General features: G+C 45.9%; 15 protein-coding genes and 1 pseudogene. 7 read left to right on the forward strand and 9 right to left on the reverse strand.

The features are described 5' to 3' along the window. Positions 1–21: 21 nt before the first annotated feature. On the reverse strand, positions 22–3,141 hold the full coding sequence (locus tag ACZ2XM_RS13115) for a DUF2339 domain-containing protein (protein ID WP_490589110.1): 3,120 nt from the start codon (positions 3,139–3,141) through the stop codon (positions 22–24). Positions 3,142–3,305: 164 nt separating this feature from the next. Then, on the reverse strand, positions 3,306–4,046 hold the full coding sequence (locus ACZ2XM_RS13120; protein WP_490589109.1) for a dienelactone hydrolase family protein: 741 nt from the start codon (positions 4,044–4,046) through the stop codon (positions 3,306–3,308). A 235-nt stretch (positions 4,047–4,281) separates the two neighbouring features. On the opposite strand from ACZ2XM_RS13120, the gene ACZ2XM_RS13125 reads away from it, so the two are divergent. Next, the gene (locus ACZ2XM_RS13125) at positions 4,282–4,872 is read left to right on the forward strand and encodes a YcgN family cysteine cluster protein (RefSeq protein WP_490589108.1); all 591 of its coding nucleotides are present in this window, start codon (positions 4,282–4,284) and stop codon (positions 4,870–4,872) included. 200 nt (positions 4,873–5,072) lie between these two features. On the opposite strand, the gene ACZ2XM_RS13130 is transcribed toward ACZ2XM_RS13125, so the two are convergent. Further along, complete coding sequence (locus tag ACZ2XM_RS13130) at positions 5,073–5,519, reverse strand: MerR family transcriptional regulator (RefSeq protein ID WP_100750144.1); 447 nt, start codon at positions 5,517–5,519, stop codon at positions 5,073–5,075. A 52-nt stretch (positions 5,520–5,571) separates the two neighbouring features. Here ACZ2XM_RS13130 and ACZ2XM_RS13135 point away from each other — a divergent pair. Beyond that, a pseudogene (locus tag ACZ2XM_RS13135) lies at positions 5,572–5,865 on the forward strand (DNA cytosine methyltransferase); the annotation flags it as partial. Here the strand turns inward: ACZ2XM_RS13135 and ACZ2XM_RS13140 are convergent. From ACZ2XM_RS13140 to ACZ2XM_RS13155, 4 genes are all read right to left on the reverse strand, one after another. Beyond that, positions 5,849–7,192: an aminomethyl transferase family protein gene (locus ACZ2XM_RS13140; protein ID WP_173239965.1), complete on the reverse strand. Its 1,344-nt coding sequence runs from the start codon at positions 7,190–7,192 to the stop codon at positions 5,849–5,851. The pseudogene ACZ2XM_RS13135 and the gene ACZ2XM_RS13140 sit on opposite strands and share 17 nt — an antisense overlap. 15 nt (positions 7,193–7,207) lie before the next feature. After that, entirely contained in the window at positions 7,208–7,768 is a 561-nt protein-coding gene (locus ACZ2XM_RS13145) for a TetR/AcrR family transcriptional regulator (RefSeq protein ID WP_173239964.1), read from the reverse strand. Beyond that, positions 7,768–8,112 (reverse strand): DMT family transporter, encoded by a 345-nt coding sequence (locus tag ACZ2XM_RS13150; RefSeq protein ID WP_102076209.1) that lies wholly within the window; start codon positions 8,110–8,112, stop codon positions 7,768–7,770. The genes ACZ2XM_RS13145 and ACZ2XM_RS13150 overlap by 1 nt, the downstream gene beginning before the upstream one ends. 666 nt (positions 8,113–8,778) lie before the next feature. Continuing rightward, positions 8,779–10,035, reverse strand: a complete 1,257-nt coding sequence (locus ACZ2XM_RS13155) for an Lnb N-terminal periplasmic domain-containing protein (protein WP_490589107.1) — start codon at positions 10,033–10,035, stop codon at positions 8,779–8,781. A gap of 319 nt (positions 10,036–10,354) precedes the next feature. Here ACZ2XM_RS13155 and ACZ2XM_RS13160 point away from each other — a divergent pair, with 319 nt between their 5' ends. The 5 genes from ACZ2XM_RS13160 to ACZ2XM_RS13180 all read left to right on the forward strand — a co-directional run bounded on the left by ACZ2XM_RS13160 (position 10,355) and on the right by ACZ2XM_RS13180 (position 18,075). Continuing rightward, the gene (locus tag ACZ2XM_RS13160; RefSeq protein WP_490589106.1) at positions 10,355–11,242 is read left to right on the forward strand and encodes a transporter associated domain-containing protein; all 888 of its coding nucleotides are present in this window, start codon (positions 10,355–10,357) and stop codon (positions 11,240–11,242) included. A 314-nt stretch (positions 11,243–11,556) separates the two neighbouring features. Beyond that, positions 11,557–13,167, forward strand: coding sequence for an apolipoprotein N-acyltransferase (lnt, locus tag ACZ2XM_RS13165; RefSeq protein ID WP_490589105.1), 1,611 nt, complete (start codon positions 11,557–11,559; stop codon positions 13,165–13,167). Positions 13,168–13,299: 132 nt separating this feature from the next. Continuing rightward, positions 13,300–13,710, forward strand: a complete 411-nt coding sequence (locus ACZ2XM_RS13170) for a hypothetical protein (RefSeq protein WP_490589104.1) — start codon at positions 13,300–13,302, stop codon at positions 13,708–13,710. A gap of 464 nt (positions 13,711–14,174) precedes the next feature. Continuing rightward, entirely contained in the window at positions 14,175–15,737 is a 1,563-nt protein-coding gene (locus ACZ2XM_RS13175) for a peptide MFS transporter (RefSeq protein ID WP_490589103.1), read from the forward strand. A gap of 532 nt (positions 15,738–16,269) precedes the next feature. Next, on the forward strand, positions 16,270–18,075 hold the full coding sequence (locus ACZ2XM_RS13180) for an aminopeptidase P family protein (protein WP_490589211.1): 1,806 nt from the start codon (positions 16,270–16,272) through the stop codon (positions 18,073–18,075). A gap of 221 nt (positions 18,076–18,296) precedes the next feature. On the opposite strand, the gene ACZ2XM_RS13185 is transcribed toward ACZ2XM_RS13180, so the two are convergent. Continuing rightward, positions 18,297–19,115, reverse strand: coding sequence for a hypothetical protein (locus ACZ2XM_RS13185; protein WP_490589102.1), 819 nt, complete (start codon positions 19,113–19,115; stop codon positions 18,297–18,299). A 225-nt stretch (positions 19,116–19,340) separates the two neighbouring features. Continuing rightward, a complete protein-coding gene (gene fabF, locus ACZ2XM_RS13190; RefSeq protein ID WP_490589101.1) occupies positions 19,341–20,663 on the reverse strand; it encodes a beta-ketoacyl-ACP synthase II in 1,323 nt (440 codons plus the stop codon). Between the last annotated feature and the right edge of the window lie 92 nt (positions 20,664–20,755).

The raw sequence follows: 20,755 nt of genomic DNA on the forward strand, positions 1-20,755 counted from the left end.
ACGAGCCTTTCCCAAAATCTATCAAATTTCTCCATTATCCACAGGTTTATCCTCTTGTACCGGAGGCAGTGGCGCCAAATAACCAATCAGCAGAATCAAGCTACCCGCGCCAAGGAAGGAGACTACGCGCCAAATCGCTTCTGTTTGCGAGAGATCGACCAATACGAGTTTTAATACGACCAGCCCGAGTAAACCAATCCCCATAAACCATAGCAGACGCTGCCAATAACGGCTGGCAATAATTGTCGCTACTAAAGCTGTCAGCGTCCAAAGAATAGTTAGTCCCGTCTGTACTTTTTCGCTGTTCCAAGCGCCGTTATACCACAGTGGGGTATCGCTGAAAGCGTGCAGCGTGCGTACCAACATACTTGACAGATGCCAAAAGCTAATCAGCCCTAAGACGATAAATACAAAGTTGCTTGGTGACGGTAAGTTTTTAGCATAACGGCCATTAATTAACTTAGCAGGAGTAGGGGCTTGCTGCTGCAAATAGTAGGTACCCAGTCCGGCGATTAAGGTTAATATCGCTGCGATATCATATAAATTGAACGCAGGGAAATACGGTAAACCCCAAATGACGCCATCATAATAGGCATTGGTTACAATGACCCAAACCAGCACAAAGGGTAAGAAAACATTGGCGTTGTCCAAAAGAGCCTGTTGCCAATTAAACCAAGGTATAGGGCGTCGGGTTGAGCTATTTAACAGCTCATTTTCTGGTTGGCGATAGCTGAGCCATAGGCCGGCTAGCAACAAGGCCATAGGGATTAGTATGGGCATCACGCCTTTGGAAGCAGGCAAACCATAATGCAGGCTCGCCGCCAATAATAATACACCGGTCGCAAGCCAGCTGGCACTAGCAAAACGGATAGAAGATAGCGTTGAATGATACGACTGCCAAGTTTTAATCCATAGCTGTCCTACTATGAACCAACCTAACACTAAACCTACGAAGATTAGCCAGTGACCTGTCAGCCAAACACTATGAGATTCAAAGTGCTGCGGTAGCTGAACAATCAACATGAGATAAAATAAAAACGCTACGCCATGACTAAACTGACGACTTTCTTGCCAAGCGCGATAGCGATTAAGCACTAGATAGCCAATGAGACTAATTAAGGCGGCCAAAGCAATCAACATTGAAGTGGGGAATTGCCAAGCGCGGAACCAATGGTCCAAATCTAAGGTTAAGACAAAGAGTGTCCATACCATTGCGACTAAGGTCAACAGAGTCGTCATGACGGGAGAGCGCCAGAGCGCTTGGAAAGCGACACTTTGCTGATTAATACTACTAAGCCATTGCTGGGCAGCGTGTTGGCTAATTCCTAATGACGTGGCATAGCCTGCAGCGGGACTCGCTGTGGCATCTTGCACAAGGTTTAAGGATGCTTGTGAATTGACGGGTTGCTCGAAGGCCAACGGTGAGTTGCTGGCGCGTAAAATAAACACGGAGACCAGTGCACTTAAGGCGGACAGCGTGAGCGTTAACGTTGGGAAATCAGCCGTCGAGGAGTCCAGTATGTTGACCAGTAGACCAACACTGACGAGTTGTAAGGCCATACCAAATAATACCGACCAAGCGCGTAGCGAGCGGCGACCAAACCAGACTAGCGCTAGACCTTGTAGCGACCAGCCTCCGGCAATCCATTCGGCTTCAAATGCTAGCGGAATGACTAACGCTAAAAAGCCACAACCTAGGGCTAGCATACCCTCGGTGATAAGGGCATAACGCTGACTGCGTTTGATAAATAACGCACTCAAAGTCAGATAGACGGCCGCCAATACGGCACTGGTAATGGTTAATGCATGATTTATATCATTTAATAAGACTGAGAACAGACCGAATGCCAAGATAGGTACTGAGAATAACAGCCCGATATCAATGGGGAATAGATAGGCGCTGTTAGTATGTTTAGCATTATGAATGGCGTCTGGCGAATTAGCGTTACTCGGCTGAGCGGAGGTGGCTTCATAATCGGTGTTATAGGCAATGATTTGTTGGGCGTAGCGGATTACCACAAACAGGTACAGCGCTAGATGTAGAGCTACTAACGCGACCAACGCCCAACGCTGCGACTCGATAGCGGCTGATAAATTTTCAGTGAGGCCTAGGTAATAGGCAAAGCCAAAGGTGACCATAGCGCCCAATAGGTTGAGTACCTTCCAAGTGCGGTAATGGGCAATGACCGCAATGGCAACGTTGAGCAATAGATAGTAGCTAAATAGGGTGACTAAACTGCCAGTATCGGTGCCCGTCAAGATTGGAGCGAAGAAGCCGCCGGATAAGGCCAATAGCGCCAGTGGGAAGGCATTTTGCCGCACAGCTAAAGCTACTGTAAGCGCCGCTAAAATCCCCAGTGCTATGAAACTAGGTAGGCTAGAGATGACATGATAGACCCGATAGGCAAAAAAGGTACTTAGATAAGCAATCGCTAAACCGGTACCTTGTAAAGTAATCCCGTAGGTAAAGCGCTGTTTTGCCAGTTTTAATCCTAGCCCAGCCAACGCGAGCCCCGCTACCACCATACCACCCAGTTTGAGCCCAATCGGAATCTCAATAAATTCACTTAGTAAGCGCAGTAATAACACTACGCCGACGAGTAAGACAATAACACCGACACGCACGACTAGATTACCGCCTAAAAACCAATTTTTTAGCGAATAAACCAGTGAAGTAACCATCGGTAGCGAACGCTCGTCTGGTTCCATTGGGGCAGCAGGTGGGCTTGAAGGTTGCAAAGGGGTTGCAGCATCAGAAGCAACAGTTTCAGCCGCAAATATATCATTAGGCGGTGCTAAGGCATCAGCAGAAGGGGCAGATAGCGTTTGATTATCAAGGGTTTCTTGGGAGAAACTTTCTTTAGGAAAGCTATCTTGAGAAGTAAGATTTTGCTCAGAAGTATCTGCATGAGTAGCAGTAGAGACAAGAGGTGAGGTATTTATATTAGTACGGGAGTTGGTAGCATCAGCAGGATAAATAGTTCGCTGCTTAACTTGATTCAGTTCCTCTTTTAAATAGTCTACATCACGACGCAGTAAAGCTATGCGTTGATTGGCTTTACCAACCATCACTACTACGATGATAAATAGAACAATAAAAGCTAACCAGCCTGGCTGCTCTAGCAATAGATATAGCATCATTACCACTCACTCGTTGAATGAAGTGATAATGACGCTAATTAATCATAAACACAAGTACAGCGATTGTAGCTAGCGATTATGGTTAAACCCTAACGGATATAGCTACTATACCCAATTAGGAGTGCAAGTTAGTCCTGCCTATAAATAGGTTTTATAACAACGTTTTACTTTAAGCGGGCGGTCATGAAGTCGATCATTTTATCCCAACTTTGCGTAGCAGCGGTTTCGTTATAGCCTAGGTCTACGCCATTTTCGGCAGCGCGTTTATCAGCGTCAGGATTAGTAAAGCCGTGTTTCGCATTGTCATACACATCGACATGGTAACTGACGCCGGCGTTATCGAGCTCTTTTTTCAGCGCTTCAATACCTGCCATCGGTACCATAGAGTCATCTGCGCCATGAGCAACCAATACTTCCGCGTTAAACTTACCTTTTTCAGCAGGCTGCTTAGGCGTTGGGTTACCGTGGAAAGTTGCCACAGCCTTGACAGGCATACCTTCGCGCGCCATGTCTAATGCGATTTTGCCGCCAAAGCAATAACCAATCACACCCAGACGCTTGCTATCTACCGCCATCTGATCGCTAAAGTCATTGAGGACTAATTGGCAACGTCCCATCAACATATCTTGGTCGGCCAACATCTGCTCCATCCATTCATTCGCTTGGGCAGCATCCGTAGTGAGCTTACCTTCACCAAAGACATCGATGACTACGGTAGCAAAGCCCGCTTTGGCGAGTTTTTCACTGACAGAACGCGGATGCTCGACCACACCCCACCATTCTGGCGCGACCAAAATGCCAGGAGCTGGATTGTCTGCACTGGCATCTTCTGGTAAGGCTACATAGCTTAAAAGTTCCACACCTTCTGCTGAGGTGCTGGCGAGTTCAAAAGTTTTAATACTCATATAATTTCCTTATTTATTTAATTTATTCATTAGAATTTGTTTTGACATCTTTTGATAAAAGATAAAGCGTACCGTGGATAAAAACGGCAATAAGTAAGCTAATTTATTAGTTTTAGACCATAGGCTTAACTGATTGCTGAATCTAGATTTACGGCCAACTTGCTCACTTACCTTAACGCTCAGCCGCTCGAAAAACAGCTATAATACTGTAACTAACCCTAACTGATTGCTGCTCATGATTAACCTCTTCACGCCGTCCTCTCCTCAGCCAACGCTAGGCGAAATCACAGACAAACATACTGATGTAAAACTTGAATCAGCAGCTGCAAATGCTAGCCTGCAAGAGTCATCTAGCGCCCCTACTTTACGCCCATTATTTTGGCAGCGTTTCGCTTTGGATGAACTCACTACTGTAGAGTGGGAAGCCTTATGTGACGGCTGCGGCGCTTGTTGTCTGGTGAAGTTTTTGGAAGATTACGATGATCAGACCGACGTCGAATATACTGACGTGGCTTGTCGACTCTTAGACTGCGAGTCGGGTTATTGCTCGAATTATGCCGATCGCCAACAATATGTGCCCGATTGTGTGTCGCTGACCTACGATAAATTGGTCGATATGATGTGGTTACCCAGTAACTGTGCTTACAAACGCTTATATTTAGGCCAAGATTTGCCCGAGTGGCATTTGCTAATTACCGGCGATGCGGTAGCCACGCAACATGGTATGCGAGCGGCAGGGGTAGGGGTGGCAGGTCGCTGCATTAGTGAAGTTGGCGTGGGCGAAGAGGAGTTAGAAGAGCGGGTGGTAACTTGGATTGAGGTTTAGAGGGAGATGATAAAAAATGTACTGCATCAAATAGTTTATGGTAAGTTTATAACATGCCTTGTGAGAGCAGCATGGTTCCCTAGTGAGGACTTGAACGCTAAACTGTGGGTTAATGGTATTAACGTTTTAACTTGCTGAGATAAGCACAGTGTACTTCATGGTGTACTTACCACACATATTCTATTAGTGATTGGTGCGATTCAGGTTAAGGAGAGATGCGCCGCTATTCGTTTTCCCCATTCAGAGTTAGAAATGAAGCCAATATTTTCTGACTTTATTTCTTCTAAAATAGTATAACAAGCACTAAGCTGGTTAATAGTATTAATGATCTCAGTTTTTTGACGTTTCGCTTCAGTAAGTTTTTCGGAAATAGTAATTAAATCTTTATCAATATTGAGAGTGCCATTGAAATGATCATTAAGGTATCTTTTAAATTCATTAAGAGTAAAACCGATGGCTTGTGCGTCTTTAATCATTTTAATACGCTCAATACATTCAGGATGAAATTCGGTGTATAGGCGTGATCCTGCTTGGCGTTTTCGAGATTTCAGTAGCCCCATCTCATCGTAATGACGAATAGTATCTTTGGTTGTGTTAGCTTGTGTTGCTAAAGCTCCTATTAATAAGAATGATGTATCAGATTCCATACTATAACCTTAAAAATATAATTTTTATCTAGTTTTAAATAACTATACCGCAACCTATAAAATACTATTGGCTTCTGAATATGGTGTACCCCAAAACAGACGTAGGGCTTGTTCTGTTGGTCTAAAAAATAGTAAAACCTTTAGTTTTCCAGAGCCTACCACACAAAGCTTCATTACCTGTGAACAGGCGATTGGTGATTTGCCTAATGAAACTATTGGAGATGTTGAGGGCTATTCCATTGAAGCCCAAATTAACTATCAGCGACTAATGCGAATGGATAGCAATATTTCATATTTTTTTGTTTTCTGTGCTGACACAAAACCGCCTTTCAAGGCAACGCCTTAGTATCAATATCACGGTTACGAGGTAGGGTAAGATAAGGGAAACGGCTCACCTTGGCCCGTATCTTTTTTTGTCGTTTGCTTGGATTACCCCAGATAACTTCTAAGGTGGTACCTTCGATGGCATACTCGGTTTCAATAACCGCCAAAGAAATCATACGACGGTAATAAAACGAATAAATACGTCCGCTTGAAATACCTATACTGCGACTATCTATCTGCACCTCATCTGCCACAACAATAGAACTCTGCGTTGTCCAAATAGGATTGGCTGGGAATTCCATAAACTCAAAAGGCTCACCAGACTCAAAATAAGAGGCATAGATATCCTTAATATCGTCCGCATACCATTCAAGCGTTACAATTTTTTTTGCTTGCTGCTGCATGGCAACTTCAAGGGCGGCTCTGCCAACGAAGTCATGATCAAAGGTGATCATATGCCCCCAACCTAAATCGATAGGGTTAAAATAACGACGGGTGATATCGACACCTGCACTGCCTGGCAGTTTGGCAAGCAAAGCATCGTATTTGCCATTTAGATAGTCCATAAAGTCTTCATCTTGGGTCCAAGCAGGTAAAAAGTGGATAAAGGCTTGGGCAAAACCATTTTCCGTATGATTCATACCATAAGCACGCATCCCTAGACGAACTAAGTTAAACGGTTGTCCTGCTGCCATTAAGGCTTGGTAAACCAACGGAGCATCTTTGATATCCCCATGCACCTCATATGCCAGTGTGCCTGCTACGCCCAACCGAAAAATCCGCACAGCAATACCTGTTGGTGGTAGTTCATCCCCGTAGATATGCACTGTGCGATGCCAAATAAATTTAATATCGCTGAGGGATTCTTGGGTGGCTGCCTCGAGAATTTTCAAAGATAAGGAACCACCCAGTTGGAACAGAAAGGTTTTGCCTGTCAAATCTTCAATATTGACATCATAGTTGCCACGACTGGCAATGTATTCTAGGTAAGGTGATAAAAAATATGATACGAACGCATTATCCTCTGTGCGAAGCAGCATACCATCCGCCATCACATTACCCTTATAGTTACACATCACGGCATGCTTTGATGCACCAACGCTAAATCGGCTAAAATCGTTGATACAATGATCGCGAAACAATGTTAATGCATCGGGTCCTGTGATGCGTGCAGGCATTGGTGGGTTTAGCCCAGCGTGCAAGTAACAGCTCTCTTTCCATGAAAGGACTTCTGTTTTCCAGTCCATAAATTGATAGGGATAAAGATGCCCAAACGCCACATTGTAATCGGCAACGTCTTTAAAAAAAGGAATATAAGGGCTATAGGGAATAGTATTCTCTTGCTTCATGAGTGACTCCCGTCATTAAGTAGCATGCGTCATCTCAAGTAATTGCTGTTTAAGGGCATGTAAATCTTTTTTGGCAGTGAGCTTGCCGCCGTGTAATAAATGGGTGAACCAAATGCCATCGGCTGCCATTCTGACTACTTCAAGCTGTAGGCTGTTATCGGTCTTTTGATGCTTCACCATACGCCCTGCCATCCACACATCCCAACGCTCAACTAGCTCAGGTCTGGCACACAGCGAAAATGTCAAAGCTGAAGACAATCTATCATCAATACAGGCAAAAAAAGTGGCATGGATATAGGCTCTAGTAAAACGACCATAATCGACTGTATCTTTAGCTAATAAATCGTCAAGCAACTTGTCAAGCATCGCTAATTCACGGTCAAATACAGCTTCAATTAGAGCCTTTTTATTGGGAAAATGATGAAATAAAGCTCCTTTAGTGACCCCTGCTTCAGTTGCCACCTTATCAATGCTTACCCCTGCAAAGCCGCACGTGGTCATTAAACTTGCGGTACTTTGTAATAAGCGATGCCGCACCATCTCAGGATTTTTTTTTGGTCTATTCAGATTAGTCATTAGCTATGCCCACTCATTTTAGAAAAGCCATTAATCACTACTACCCCAATCACAATCAGTGCAATACCTACAATAGCTGCCATATCTGGTTTTTGCTTAAAGACCAAGACGCCAATAACCACTGTTAAGATAATCCCGAGACCACCCCAAGTTGCATAAGCAATGCCAATGGGTAAGGTGCGTAATGCCTGTGCCAGCATAAAAAATGATCCTGCATAAAATACCCCACAGATAAGAGTCGGCACAAGGCGAGTGAAATGCTCAGATTTGCCTAAAAACGTGGTAGCGATGACTTCAAGTACGATGGCAAAAAACAGAGCAGCATAGGATAAAAGCGAGTTCATAAAATTAACCAGTAGGAAAAAATCCTATTATACATACCAACTAGTTGGTATACATAATAAAATTTGTAACTTTTTTATGTTAAATTTCTTTAATGGGGTCAGCATAGAATCTGGAAAGATTAGCCCGCTAAGTAATTTCTTTGAGTTGATGAGCCAAAAGCAAAGCTCTCAAGCCATCTTGTTTTCTTTAAGTATATTACTAGTTTTTTCCCTGTACAGAACCTGACGTAGTGACACTAACTGTATTGGTATAATGATATATGCCATTGTGGCAGGCTATGCTCGACAACGATTAAAAAGCCCAAAATCTCGTTAGAATTTCAACCGAGCTGGTGCATCGTTTATGGGACTTGCAGGAACTTGGCTAGTGGCAAAAGGTTAAGAATTTTTACAGCTACTATAAGCTATATACGGTGTACCTTCAGCTAAATTGATATCAGGTCTGTGAATAGAGTATACCCCAAGGAAACCAGCTATTTTACTCTTCAAACCTGTTAATAGACTACTTATAACAGACTGATATAATGGAACCACTTATAATGGTTTAATAGGTGCTATATTTATAAACATTATACTGATCATCAAGGGGTGTGAGAGTTCGAGTCTCTCAGCCCCTTTTTATTGCTTTATAAATAATAAACCCAGAATAAAAAATGGTGAAAAATTTTACGGCGTATCTGTTGAATCGTCCTGCATAAGCTTAGCTTTAGGTAAGCCTTGGCGAATAAGTTTCGAGTAAGCATCGACAGACTGATTGTCTTGAGCACTAAAGGTCTTGGTCTTCGGATTGATATGCGACTGACGATACCACTCATCCATTGACCACTTGCCGTCTTGATTATATTGAGCGTTCTTATCAGTGCTACTTTGTTGTATAGTCGCAGATTTATTAGCAATAGCGGCTTGTTTATCAGAATTAGTATTGGGCGTATTCGGTAAGATGCCTAAATCATACAGATAATTGGGCAACCAACCGGACACCCAAACGCGGTAATCCCAAGGTAGCTCACCACCACTAATAGCATGCGCCATGTAGAAGATAATATTGGTACAGTTGCTGGTCAGCGTGTTATACCACTGCGGCTTCGCTTGCAAGTCATCGGCAGCGGTAAGATAGGCCTCAAACAGTTTCTGTATTTCTGCTTTCGTCAGATTATCGATAGGGAATAGATAGACTTGTTCGCCACGCGCATTGGTACGGGTATAAATAATATCGCGTTCCTCAGCGGCGACCAGGCTGAGTTCGTACTGTTTAAAAAAGCCGCCAATCGCCGAAAAGCTTTCATTCTTCTCTTTGCGAATCTCAAAAGAAAAAGACAGCGGCTGCGCATCCTCGAAATGAAAACTCACCAAAGTATGGGCGATCAATGGTCCCATCCAATAAGCATTCGCAATATCCACCCCGGTAAGCTTAGACAGATCGACTTGACGCGTTTGCCACTGCTCATCCGCCGTATTCGCTGTATGCCAATCAAAATTACGTACATTATGTAGGGTAACTAGGTTTGGATTATTAGCATCGCGCTCGTAGTGTAAGACCTCGGCGACTTCAGGTTTCCAGTCGCGTTGTTGCTGCGGCGCTAAGGAGGCAAACCAAATCAACCCCAATAACCAGATGCCCGTATAAAGCCAGCCCAGACGCTTAGCAGAAGTGCCAGTGACGCTAGGCTTATGACGGGCTAGTAATAAGGCCAGAGCCAACAAAGCCACTACGGCAATCAAAGGCCAACGTAATAAAGGCGTGGCTGCCAACTCGTACCAGAATGCTGCGGTAAGCCACGCCGCACTCAGCACAATAGCTATACTAGAGCCCCATTTCCATAGACGTGGCAACCAACGTTTGGGTTTTTTGTGCCGCGTCAATGCTGACAAGGGTTTAGTGCCAGTAGTAGTGGGGCTATTTGCATCATCAGACGGGGGCATGGTTGGTGTTTACTTATAGGGAAATAATGACCATAGCAAACTTCTATCTATAGTGACAAGTGGCTGATTGGTAATCTCTTTTAATAGGGCGATTCAGCCGATAACAGGCCGCAAAAGCTGTATTTTTATCTTAAAGATATGGCTCTTATGAAAGGGCTCTTTTATAGCAATCCTTTATACGGCAAAGGCTCTGCTGATAGTAAGGTCAGAAAAGGTCAACATAGCGGATACAATTCACGTAAATTAGCCGTTGAATGTCAAATTGCCATGGGCTAAAGTGAGGGTAATTTGGTTAATAACGAGGTTAAATTACCCCACCATGTCTGACGACACTCCCAGCTCGAGTAGCTGGTCCATGCGCGGCTTAAAACGTTGGTTGCAAGCTGCGCCTGAGACCCGCGACGAACTTATCAAGCTGGTGCACAATTCGCACCAATTTTTAGAGCCCGACACTGTAGATATGCTAGAAGGGGTGCTCGATTTGCCGGCCACGCAAGTGCGGGAGATTATGACGCCGCGCCCGCAAGTGATCGGCATCCATGAGAGCACCAGTCTGCCAGAGGTAATGGATATTATCCTGGAGACTACGCATTCGCGCTACCCTGTCTTTGACAGTCAGGATGATGATGCGGTCATTGGTATTTTGCTGGCCAAAGATTTGATTCCGATTTTGGTGCATATGCTGCGCGATAATCAAGATGATATTGGCAGTACCCGTCTCAAAGACTTGGTGCGCCAGCCGCTGTATATCAATGAAAGTGCGCGCTCCGATACGCTGCTGCGCTCATTGCAGCGGACGCAAGTGCATATGGCCATCGTGGTTGATGAATTCGGTAACTTTGGCGGGGTCGTCACCATGGAAGACCTACTAGAGGAAATCGTCGGTGATATCGTTGATGAGCACGATGACTTTGATGAAGACAGTGATATCAATAACATTGTCCCGCATCCAGAAAAGCTCAACAGCTGGCTGGTGCAAGCCTCCACAGTGATTGAAGACTGTAATGATGAGCTGGGCACGCGCTTTGATGACACCGATGTCGATACGATGGGCGGCTTAGTCATGCAGGCACTGGGTAATGTTGGTGATTTGGAAGGGGAGGTGGTCACGATTGACGATTGGCAAATTACTATCGTCAACGTCGAAGGCCGCTTTATTAAATCCCTCGAGCTAACGCCCACGAATATCGCTGGGCTAGAAACTTAGATGCTAAAAGCTTAGCTGCTATTCACTATAGCAAAGCGCAGTTGACGTGATTTTAAAGCCACTAAACACTCCTCATGATGAGGTAGGGTTTGGTGGCTTTTTTGTATGCCGCTATCTAGAGCAGCTTAGCAATAGAGCACCACTATAAAGAGCGGCTATAAAGAGTCACGAAGCGGTACGAAGCTGTTAGATAATTATTGGTGAACACTGCTATCATACGCACGACGAGTTTGTTGTCTCGGCTCTAGTCTTTGCTGTTTTTACCTTATTATCTTTTATATCACTATCATCCCTTAAGTTTTATTGGAAGTCGCATGCGTCCTACCACTCATCATTTACAAAATCGTCTCGCCCGCAATCGTGAGAATAGCGGGATTAAGATACCAACGGCGCTTGCGCTGCTTATCGCTTGGTTGGCGGGGGCTTTATTTACTTTAGCCTTAGCGCCTTATGGCTATTGGATATTGGCGATTGTGTCGCCAGCGATTTTATATGCATTGCTAATTCCAAAGATGACCGGCAAGCGAGCCTTCCTCATAGGGGAAGCTTATGGGATGGGCTTATGGTGCGTAGGGGCTTTCTGGTTATATACCTCCATTCATGACTATGGCGATACCCCAGTTTGGTTGTCCTTAGTAGCGATCGCTGCGATGGGTCTAGGCATGGGGCTGTTCCATGGCTTTTTAGCGCTAGTATTTAACCGTTATATGGGCAAGCAGCCTTTTGCCTTTGCCGCGCTGTGGGTAATGCAAGAGTGGCTAAAAACTTGGTTATTCACTGGATTTCCTTGGTTGTTCGTCGGCTATGCCTTTACCGAGCAGCATTGGGTGTCGTCATTAGCGCCGGTTCTTGGGGTCTTTGCCGTCTCCTTGGTCGCGGTATTGCTTGCGGCGAGTTTGGTCGAAGCTGCTCGTCGTCGAGCCGGCTATTTAATGGCTAGCGTGGCATTATTGGCCGTGAGTACGCTACTGTGGCTCATCAACCCGCAATGGACTCAGGCAAAAGATGAGCCCAGATTAACGGTCTCGCTAATCCAAGGTAATATTCCGCAAGATTTAAAATGGCTGACTGAGTTCCAAGTGGAAACTTTAGAGATTTATGCCAAGCTGACCAGTACCGAGTGGGGCCGTGATATTGTTTTATGGCCTGAATCCTCTATCCCTATGTTTCAGACTGAAGCGTGGCCTTTTATTACCGAAATGGTCTCGCAAGCCCAAGCAACAGGTACGACTTGGGTTACTGGTATTCCTTATAAAGACGATGCTGCTTTTGACCCCAAAACCCAAAAATATCCGCCGTTTTATAACAGTGTGATTGCCTTAGGCTCGCAAGCGGATGGTTTGTATAAGAAACAACGTTTGGTGCCTTTCGGTGAGTATATTCCTTTTGAAGGGGCGCTAGATTTATTTCCTAATCTCGCCGGCAGTCAAGATATCATGAGCTATAGCCGCGGCAGTGCTGAGCAATCACCGCTGCGAGTGCGTGGCCACAATTTAGGCGCTGCAGTCTGCTATGAGGTGGCTTATCCCGATACCACACGCCGCAATGCTGCGGGGACTGATTTCTTACTAACCATTTCCAACGATGCTTGGTTTGGCACTTCTGCCGGTCCATTACAGCATTTACAAATGGTACAGATGCGTGCACTTGAGACAGGGCGTTGGTTTATGCGCGCTACCAATACTGGCGTGACGGCTATCATTGATGAAAAAGGTCATATCGTTGAGCGCGCTCCGCAGTTTGAGCGGTTGGTATTGCGCGGTGAGCTGGAAGCGCGTACTGGCATGACACCCTTTGTTCGCTTTGGCAGCACGCCTATTTTGATTATGAGTGCGCTTTTATTATTATTGAGCTATTTGGGCGCTCGTGCAGGTCGCCGCAGATATGCCAAAGTATTGCCCCATCATAAGAACCTAGAGAAATAACAGTCGTTTATAGCCCGATTATTAGATTTGCAGGCATTAATCCCCTGAAAAACCTGTGGGTTTGCACAAATCGCTATAAATTACGATATAATAGGCTAAAATTTTAACCTCTTTGTGCAAGGTAGGTCAGACATGTCATCAGATATTAGCGAAAATAACCCTAAAAAAGAGACACTCTATGCTTTAGGTGGTGTGGGACTATTTTTGGCAATTGTATTACTTATTGGAATTTCTGGCTTTTTGCGTCCAGCGGGCGAGCATATCGAAGCTGAACCTGTGGCTGAAGAAGCGGTAGCTGAAGCTCCTACTGACGCCGCTGCCGAAGCGACGGCAGAAGCACCTGCAGCGGATGATACGATGGCAGTAACTGAAGAAGTTAGCACTACGCCGGCACCTGCCGATGCTGCCGCTACTCCTGCTCCTACTGAGGCAGCTCCTGCAGACACGGCTACCGCTGAAGCGCCAGTGGCTGAAACGGCTGCTGCCGACACCGCTACTGCTGAAGCGCCTGCAGCAGAAACTGCTCCAGAGACGGCTCAATAATAGCCTTGCTCTGCGAAATTAAATAGACAGTCGTTATTCTGACCCTCTAATAGCAGCTAAGAGGTCACAAAACTCGCCTAATCAGAGGATTGGGCGAGTTTTTTATTGGCATTTTGTAGCTGCCACCTTTACATAAATGGGGCGTAGTGGAACAATGTCGCCCATATTTACTGGCCAGTTTGCTAGATTTGGGCGGTTATTTGTTTGGTTTATGACCTATACAAGGGTGACTAAATCAATACGATAGCAACAATGTAGCAGACCGTCAGTAAACAAAACTCAACCTAGACACCTGCACGATAGCCGCAGCGAAATGGCGGTCGATATAAGACAAGGTATCCAGGTCCCATTGTCTCAATAGCTTTATTTAGGATAAGACCTCGAGTCCATTAGCTAGCAAAATCTGTGCAGGTCGTTCGATATAATTTTGTTTAAGACAATGTTATAGCTAAAGGATTAATTTTATGAACACGGATTCACAACGCTCGCTGTCTGCCGCAGAAGTAGAAGCGTTAGACAATGGCTTTATGGGACATCCCAAGCCATTACGCTCGCTATTTTTCACTGAAATGTGGGAGCGCTTTTCTTACTATAGTATTCGTCCGCTATTGGTTTTATTCATGGTGGCGACCGTCAGTAGTGGTGGTTTTGGCTTTGAAGACAGCACGGCGTCAGCTATCTACGGGATTTTTGCCGGCTCTTTATATTTGGCGGCAGTACCGGGCGGTTGGCTAGCGGATAATTGGTTAGGTCAGGAGCGTGCATTATGGTGGGGCAGCATTATTATTGCCTTAGGTCACCTTTGTATCGCCCTGTCTGCCATGTTTGGTATGTCGTTATTTTTTATGGGACTAGTCTTTATCGTCTTAGGGTCAGGGCTGTTTAAGACCTGTATCTCAGTGATGGTCGGCGCGCTATATCCCAAAGGCGATGTGCGCCGCGATAGTGGCTTTACCCTGTTTTATATGGGCATCAACATCGGCGCGTTATTGGCCGCTTTAATCGTCGGGGTGTTCAAAGAAAAAGGCATGTGGCATGTCGGCTTTGGTGTCGGTGGTTTGGGGATGTTGGTTTCATTATTGGTCTACCGCTTTGCGGCCCAAAAGAACCTAACCCATTATGCGCGCGCGAAGAATATTGTGGCTGAGTGGGAAACTGCAAACGATCGCTTTAGTAATGTCGGCCGCTGGGTATTAGGTTTTGTTGCCCTATTAGCCGTCCTATTTGTCACTATCTCGACCGGTATGCTGCCGTTTAACGCAGAGTTGGTCGCTGAATACATGACCTATATTATCGCAGGGGTGGTACTGCTGTACTTCGTCGTGATGTTCTTATCGCCACGCTTAGATAAAACGGACAAACTGCGCTTACTGATTTGCTTAATCCTAATCATCGGGTCGACGCTATTCTGGTCTAGTTTTGAGCAGCAACCGACTTCGTTTAACTTATTTGCCGATCGTTACACTGATTTAAACGTAATGGGCTTTGAGATTCCTAGTATTTGGTTCCAATCGCTAAACCCGTTATTTATTCTACTATTAGCCCCTATTGTTAGTATCATTTGGGTCAAATTGGGCAAGCGTGGTCTTGAGCCTAATAGCATGATGAAGTTTGCCATGGGTATGTTGCTTGCTGCGGCAGGGTTTGCGTTGATGATTTTTGCAGCGAAAATTGTGGTCACTAATCCAGGGGCTTTAGCCTCACCACTTTGGTTAGTAGGTAGTTTATTGCTATTAACTTTGGGTGAGCTAGCACTAAGCCCAGTCGGCCTATCTTCTATGACCAAACTAGCCCCCAAAGGTATGCAGGGTCAGATGATGGGGCTGTTCTTTGCCTCGGTTGCTTTGGGTAACTTAGTTGCTGCCTTTTTTGGTGGCCATGTGTCAGCCGATAAAATCGAAGGTTTGCCAACGTTATTTACCACTATGACTGTATTCTTGGCAGTGACCGCAGTGATTTTACTAATATTGGCCAAACCTATTAGCAATATGCTTAAAGCCAGTGAAGAGGCCGATAAACTCAGCTAAACCTCACCTAAATTAGCTCAATTGTTAATAGTAAAATAAAGCGCGTTATCTTTTGGGATAGCGCGTTTTTTATGGCGAAATAACAGGGATATCGGCGGGACTCCATATCAAACCCTTACAAAAACCGTATGTCATCTCACTAGGCCAAGTCGTAAACTAGACGAATAGCAGCAATTGACTATTGAAAGTGAAGGTCTGCTATTGAATGTCACTGTTTTACCCCAATACTTAGTAACTTAGTTTTAGGTTAAAAATTAGAGTCTTAACCTATCTGTTTAATGATCACACTAAGTTATCAGACCATTAGCTTAAAGCTATTTTTTATCTCCAATCCGCTTAAATAAACCCACTGCGACCCAGTCCTGACCGCTTACTGGTGGCTTGTGCTATTAAAAAATGCATTATAAAAATGCAATTAAGATAAAAAAGCACTGAGCTACCCCACTGGGTCAAGCACTGTTAGGTCAGCAAGCCTGAAGGCAAAAAAGCCTAGCGCTTAATAAGGAAATAGCTATTTATGAATAAATCACCTATCAACAAACAAGTCATCAAAGACCGTATTGCTAGCCTCCGCGAAGTACTAAAAGCCAAAGACATTACCGCGTTAATAGTGCCTTCAGCGGATCCGCATCTATCAGAATATCTGCCAGAGTATTGGCAAGGGCGCTTATGGCTGTCTGGCTTTACCGGCTCGGTAGGCACGCTAGTCGTAACGCAAGATTTTGCTGGTGTTTGGACCGACAGCCGTTATTTCGTCCATGCGGCAGCACAGTTAGAAGGCACAGGCATCACCCTACAAAAATTGCAAAAGGGGTCACCGAACCATATTGAATGGCTAGCTGAACATTTAGAAGCAGGCAATAGCGTCGCTGTCGATGGCAATGTCTTGTCCTTATCTGAGCAAGATCGTCTGGTCGATGCGTTAGTAGATAATGACATCCGTCTTCTCACCGATAAAGACGTGTTGAGCGACGCTTGGCAAGACCGTCCTGCGCTACCAACCGCCAAGTTATTTGCTCATGATGACGCTTTTTTATCACAGTCTGCGAAAGACAAACTGGCGGCCGTGCGTGCCCAAGTTGTAGAGATTGGGGCCAGCCATCATCTAATTTCTAGTCTTGATGATATCGCTTGGTTGACCAATCTACGCGGTAGCGATGTCGACTATAACCCGGTATTTTTAGCCCATATGCTCATCAGCCAAGATAAAGCGACACTATTCGTTGATAATGCGAAAGTGGGTAGCGATGTACAGCAGTTGCTGGATGATAGTGGTATTGAGTTGGCAGAATACGATGAAATTAAAGCGGCGCTAAGCGAATTAACGCCAGAAGATTTATTGTTAATTGACCCTAATAAAGTCGCTGTAGGTACACTATCTGAGCTGGCTGACGGTATCAGCATGATTGAGCGCATTGCGCCCAGCAGCTTATTAAAATCGGTGAAGTCTGATCAAGATATCGAACACGTGCGTGAAGCCATGCGTCAAGATGGGGCAGCATTATGTGAGTTTTTCTCAGCGTTTGAGCAGCGTCTTAATGCCGGCGAGCGTCTCAGCGAATTGGATGTCGATAGCATGTTAATCGATGTGCGTAGCAAACAGCCACACTATGTGTCACCGAGCTTTCCGACAATTGCGGGCTACAATGCTAACGGCGCGCTACCGCATTACCGTGCTACCGAAGAGCAGTTTAGCTATCTAGATGGCGATGGCTTGTTACTGATTGATTCAGGGGCCCAGTACCAAAACGGCACCACCGATATCACTCGTGTGGTCGGTATTGGTAACGTGAGTGCCGAGCAAAAGCGTGACTTTACTTTAGTGTTAAAAGCGCATATTGCCTTAGCCGTAGCTTGCTTCCCAGATGGCATCGCGTCACCACTCATCGATGCGATTTGCCGTGCGCCATTATGGCAGGCACAAATGGATTACGGTCATGGTACCGGTCATGGCGTGGGTTATTTCTTAAACGTGCATGAAGGCCCACAAGTGATTGCTTACAGTGCCTCAAACCCACCAGAGCGTGCGATGAAAGCGGGTATGATCTCCAGCAATGAGCCGGGTCTGTATCGCGAAGGCGGTTGGGGTATTCGTATCGAAAACTTATGCGTCAACCAACCTGTAGCCAATCCTAGCGAGACAGAGTTTGGCAATTATCTGCATTTTGAGACTGTCACGCTATGCCCGATCGATACGCGTTTAATCGAGCCATCCTTACTGCGTGAAGACGAAAAAGCATGGCTCAATAGTTACCATGAGCAAGTTTTTAACGAGTTAAAAGACCGGGTTGACGGCGATGCTCTGACTTGGTTGACGCAGCGTACCCAAGCGATTTAGTTGAAATCCCACCCCAGCCCTCCCTTTAAAAAAGAGAGGGTGTATTCGGCTGACATAAGCTTAAAGTCCTTTTTTCACAAAGGGACAGGATTTAAGTACGTGCAAGAGATTTCTTTAAAACAAAGGTCTTTTCGTTGAGCCATAAAAAAGGAGCCTAAATTAGGCTCCTTTTTTTTATCGGCAGTGCTAAGGGGTAGGGTATTTATCAAACTGCTTTTAGTTTATTTGGCGCGTGCCAATTGGCGTTGTACTTCATCGCGTAGCCAAGCTTTGAGGTTTTCTGACATATCGGCCATCTGCTCACTGAGATAATCATCGATACGCACTTCTAGCTCATGGATGAAGTCTTCTTGCTCAGCACTGAGCTTAACAAATTCAGCGGGAACACAATCCCCTTGTTGATCAGGGCTTGCTGCACTGGCTGGAGTCGTAGCGGGTTGGGCAGTAGTCGCAGCAACTTCTTCGTCTAGTTGCGGTACTATCGTCAAAGTAGCGGTGTGCTCGGTATCTGCCTTTGCAGCTGTCTGAGACGTACTAGCTTCTTCGCTCTTATGATCGCTAGTTAGAGCTGCTTGCTGTTCTGCTTCTGCTTGCACCGCTTGTTGCTCAGCTTCTGCCTGTTCGGCTTGCTGCTGCTCGCGTTGCAGTTCTGCTTTTTCATACGCCTCTTGTTTGGCCTCTTCCTCTAAGCGGGCTATTTCCAAACGCTCTTGTTCCAATTGCTCTTGCTCGAGCTGTTCTTTTGCTAGCCGCTCTTCTTCTTGGCGTTGTGCCTCTAGAGCTTCGCGTTCGATTCGCTCTTGTTCTTGAGCAATACGTATTTTTTCGGCATCGGCGGCTTTTTGAATGCTGTCTTGAGTATACAGCTCATCCAGATACCCGTTTAGATCCGGTTGGGTAAAGGCAAATTCTGCGACTGTCGTATCGGTCTGTAGCAGCGTCATGATATCTTTGAGCTCTTGCACGATAGCTCCGCGCACTTGCCCCGGCGCTTGTGTCCAACGCTGATAGAATTGATGTGAAAATGCATACCCTGCCATAGTGCTTCCAAAATTAATAATAAGTTATCCCCTTATAATACGAACTACGGCCAGACGCTGCAAGCCCCTATAACGTTAAGCTCGCCGCAAAATGTAAAAAGCCCGCATCACTTACATAGAAGTAATGCGGGCGTAACAGTGGGCAGTATTGCAGTCTAGCCTTAAGCTCGGCTTTACCGAATCTAATCTAACCTATGAGTAGGTGCTAGGTGCTAGGTGCTCCCGCTACTGCCAACGAGCAAAGACCAATGAGCCGTTGGTGCCGCCAAAGCCAAAGCTGTTAGAGACCGCATAATTTAAGTCGGTCACTTGACGAGCGGTATGGGGCACGTAATCTAAGCGGCAGTTTTCATCGACGTTATCGAGGTTAATAGTCGGGGGCACCAGCTGATTTTGTAGCGCTAAAATCGTAAATATGGCTTCGATACCGCCGGCGGCTCCAAGTAGGTGACCGGTCATAGATTTGGTTGAGCTCACTAAAATATCATCTTTACAGTCAGCAAACACAGTCTCAATGGCAATCGACTCAGCGACATCGCCTGCTGGGGTACTGGTACCGTGCGCATTAATATAGCCCACATCACTAGGGCTAATACCGGCATCCGCTATCGCAATGCGCATAGCCCGGGCCGCCCCTTCGCCGTCTTCTGGTGGCGCGGTGATATGGCTGGCATCGTCGCTCATGCCAAAGCCAACCAACTCCGCTAAGATGTTGGCACCACGTGCCTTGGCATGCGCCAAACTCTCTAACACCACCACGCCGGCGCCATCGCCCATCACAAAACCATCGCGGTCTTTATCAAAAGGACGGCTAGCGCGGGTAGGCTCGTCATTGCGCGTGGATAAGGCATGCATGGCCGCAAAGCCGGATAAGCCCAGGGTACTCGAGGCCTTCTCGCACCCGCCTGCCAACATCACATCGGCATCACCATAAGCAATTAAGCGCGCTGCCAAGCCCATAGCATGCGTCGAAGTGGTACAGGCGGTAGCGACGGCTAAGTTGGGGCCGCGTAGGCCATGTTTAATCGCCACCAAACCAGCGGGCATATTGACGATAGAGCCGGGAATGATAAAGGGCGAGACTTTCTTAGGGCCTTTTTCGCGTAAGGTATCGCGGCTGTCTTCTATGGTTTGAATACCGCCAATGCCTGAGCCTAATACGATGCCGAATCTTTCAGGGTCGACATTTTCTACGAGCGCAGTATCAGCACCCACCGTTTCAATAAAACCGGCATCGGCTAGGGCGCTGCTCGATGCGGCGATACCATAATGCATAAACTCATCGTAACGGCGGGCGTCTTTGGCGTTCATATAGTTTTTGGCGTCAAAGCCGTCAAGCGTGCCCGCAAACTGGGCACGATAGTCGCTGGCGTCGAAATGGCTAATGGACTTGATGCCACTTTTGCCTTCGATCACACCTTGCCAGCTGGTCGCAACATCTAGGCCGAGCGGTGTCACGGCACCCATGCCGGTCACGACAACCCGTTGATGATCGGGACGTTGGTGATGGGCAGGCTTGCTACCATATTGATTAGTAGGTTGAGTCATTACATCCTTCCTGTCGCTGTCTTTTATTATGAATTGGGTGGTAAAAATGGGGTGGCGAAAGTGGTCACCTAATTAGGCTAAAGCATAACCCA

Source organism: Psychrobacter sp. CoH-33_TS_01, assembly GCF_058189395.1.